At 39.3% G+C, this 3,023-nt stretch carries 2 protein-coding genes; both read left to right on the forward strand.

The window, feature by feature from the left end:
* Positions 1-154: 154 nt before the first annotated feature.
* The gene (locus QZ334_RS07705; RefSeq protein ID WP_156720031.1) at positions 155-1,906 is read left to right on the forward strand and encodes a 2-oxoacid:acceptor oxidoreductase subunit alpha; all 1,752 of its coding nucleotides are present in this window, start codon (positions 155-157) and stop codon (positions 1,904-1,906) included.
* 1 nt (position 1,907) lies between these two features.
* Positions 1,908-2,780 (forward strand): 2-oxoacid:ferredoxin oxidoreductase subunit beta, encoded by an 873-nt coding sequence (locus QZ334_RS07710; protein ID WP_105084915.1) that lies wholly within the window; start codon positions 1,908-1,910, stop codon positions 2,778-2,780.
* The last annotated feature ends 243 nt before the right edge of the window (positions 2,781-3,023 follow it).

Genomic DNA, 3,023 nt, shown 5'->3' on the forward strand with positions numbered 1-3,023 from the left:
AATTTATACCTATTATTATGTGAAATGATACATTGTAAACCCAATATATACATGATACAATGACGATATGGACAGGTTCGTACTATAAAACATTAACATAGTAAGGTAGACTCTTGTCAGCAGTGTAATTTTTATCCTAAGGAGGGTGAATCTCTTGCAAAAACGTAAAGATTTTATCTGGAAAATGGGCGGCCAACAAGGTGAAGGTATCGAGAGTTGTGGCGAAATCATGGCGACAATCCTCGCTAAAGAAGGTTATTCCTTGTATAGCCAACGTTTATTTGCATCTCGTATCAAAGGTGGTCATACTACATTCGCATTGCGCGTTGCATTAGAACAAGTTATGTCTATTGGTGAAGGCGTAGACTTCTTGCTTTCTCTTGATCAAGAAACAGTTGATATGCATGGTTCTGAAGTTCGTGAGGGCGGTTACATCATCTGTGACAGCAAAGTAAATCCTGACTTCTCTAAATTTGAAGGTACAAAGGTTAATTGCTTGTCCTTGCCAATCTCTGAAACTGCAATGAAACAAGGTTCCTTGTTGATGCGTAATATCGTAGCACTTGGTATGTCTGTTGCACTTCTTGGTTTCGATACTAAGATGTTTAAAGATGCGATTGCTGCTAAATTTGCGAAAAAATCCCAAGAAATCGTGGATAAAAACTTAGCTGCCTTTGACGATGGTTATGGCCTTGTAATGGAAAAATTGGGCGATGTGGAAATCGATACATTGCCAGCTCCTGGTAAGAAAGATCAAATGTTCTTATTAGGTAATGAAGCATGTGCTTTAGGTGCTATTGCTGCGGGCTCCCGTTTCATGGCATCTTATCCTATTACTCCAGCATCTGAAGTAATGGAATATATGATTAAAAATATGGATAAATTGGGTGCTACTATCGTTCAAACAGAGGACGAAATCGCAGCATGTATGACAGCTATGGGTGGCGTATACGCAGGTGTTCGTGGCTTCACATGTACTTCTGGCCCTGGTCTTTCCTTGATGGCTGAATCCTTATCCATGGCTTCCATGGCTGAATTACCAATGGTTGTTATCGACGTTCAACGTTCTGGTCCATCCACAGGTATGGCTACAAAGGTTGAACAATCCGATATTGATGCGGCTTGCTATAATGCACATGGCGATTACTCTGGTATCGTTATTTCTCCAACATCTATCGAAGAATGCTTCTATGAAATTCAAAAAGCTTTCAACTTGGCAGAAATGTACCAATGCCCAGTTATCTTCATGCCTGATTTACAACAAGGTTTGAATAAACAATCCGTTCCTTCCTTCGATTTGAACCGTGTACCTATTAACCGCGGTAAAATGATGAAAGAAGCAGACCTTCCTGAATTGGAACAACCTAAATACTTCAAACGCTTTGAATTGACTGAAGATGGTATTTCTCCTCGTACAATTCCTGGTATGAAAAATGGTCTATTCCTTTCCACTGGTTTAGAACATAATGAAGAAGGTAAACCAGCAGAAGCGCCTACAATGCACGTAGCGCAAACTGATAAACGTTTCCGCAAATTGGAAACTGTAGCTGATAACTACGAACCATTCTTGAATAACGCTAAATACGACGAAGCAGATGTTCTCGTTGTTGGTATGGCTTCTAGCCGTGGCGCTATCGAAGAAGCTGTTGCTGAATTCGATCAAGAAGGTGTTAAAGTTAACCACTTGCAATTGCGCTTGATTAAACCATTCCCAGCAAAACAATTACAACCATTCATGGATGCTGCGAAAAAAGTGGTTATCGTTGAGCACAATGCAACAGGTCAATTGACTAACTTATTTAAAATCAACATGCATAAGAAATCTAAAATTTCCAGCTGCTTGAAATACGATGGTAATCCATTCACAAAAAGTTATGTGAAAAATGCGATTAAGGAGGTCCTATAATATGACAACAGCTAAAGATTACAGAAACGATATTCGTCCTAACTGGTGTCCAGGCTGTGGCCATTATGGGGTTCAAGCAGCGATTACTGACGCTGTAGTAGCGAAAAATATTCCACCAGAAAAATTAGCAGTAATTTCCGGTATCGGTTGCTCTAGCCGTATCGGTGGTTATTTCTACGCATATGGCGCTCATACAACTCATGGTCGTGCGCTTCCTTACGCACAAGGCGTAAAACTTGCTAACCAAGACTTAGAAGTTATCGCTTGCTCTGGTGATGGTGATGCGTTCGCTATCGGTATGGGTCACACTATCCATGCTTTCAAACGTAATGTAAATATGACATACGTCGTAATGGATAACCATGTATATGGTTTGACTAAAGGTCAAGCATCCCCTCGTTCCGATATCGGTTTTGTTACAAAAACAACACCTCGTGGGGCTTTCGAATCTCCATTGTCCGTTTGTGAAACTGCAATTGCTGCAGGTGCTACATTCGTAGCACAAGGTTACATGATTAATCGTGCACAACTTGTAGAGTTGATTCAAAAAGCAATGGATCATGAAGGTTTCTCCTTCATCAACGTTTTTAGCCCATGTGTTACATACAATAAACACAACAGCTATGACTGGTTCAAAGAACATTTGGTAGAATTGCCAGAAGGTTATGACCCAACAGATCGTGCAGCAGCACTTAAAACATTGGGTGAAACTGATGGCTTGGTAACAGGTGTTATCTATCAAGATACTACTAAACCTTCCTTCGAAAAAGCTCTGGCAGCAGCAAATGGTGGTCCACATCCTCGTCCATTAACTGAAGATGTTGTAAAACCAGATCAAGCGCTATTCGATAGCCTTTGCAATCAATTTAAATAATCTTATCTAAATTGAATTATGTATAATCTGAACCCCTCTTTACTGAATGTCCGGTAAAGAGGGGTTTTTACATTATGACGTTATGAATAGTATGATTACTTTAGAGTGTTCTGAATGATACGGTTATTTTATAGTGGTATGAATCGTATTATTACTTTACGGAGGTTTTCTTAATTGATATACTAATTTATAATTTAGGATATTTATAATTAAGTAAAATTTGAACGCTTATAAGTATAAGAG

Source organism: Veillonella sp., assembly GCF_019414865.1.
In the GTDB taxonomy this organism is placed as follows: Bacteria; Bacillota; Negativicutes; order Veillonellales; family Veillonellaceae; genus Veillonella.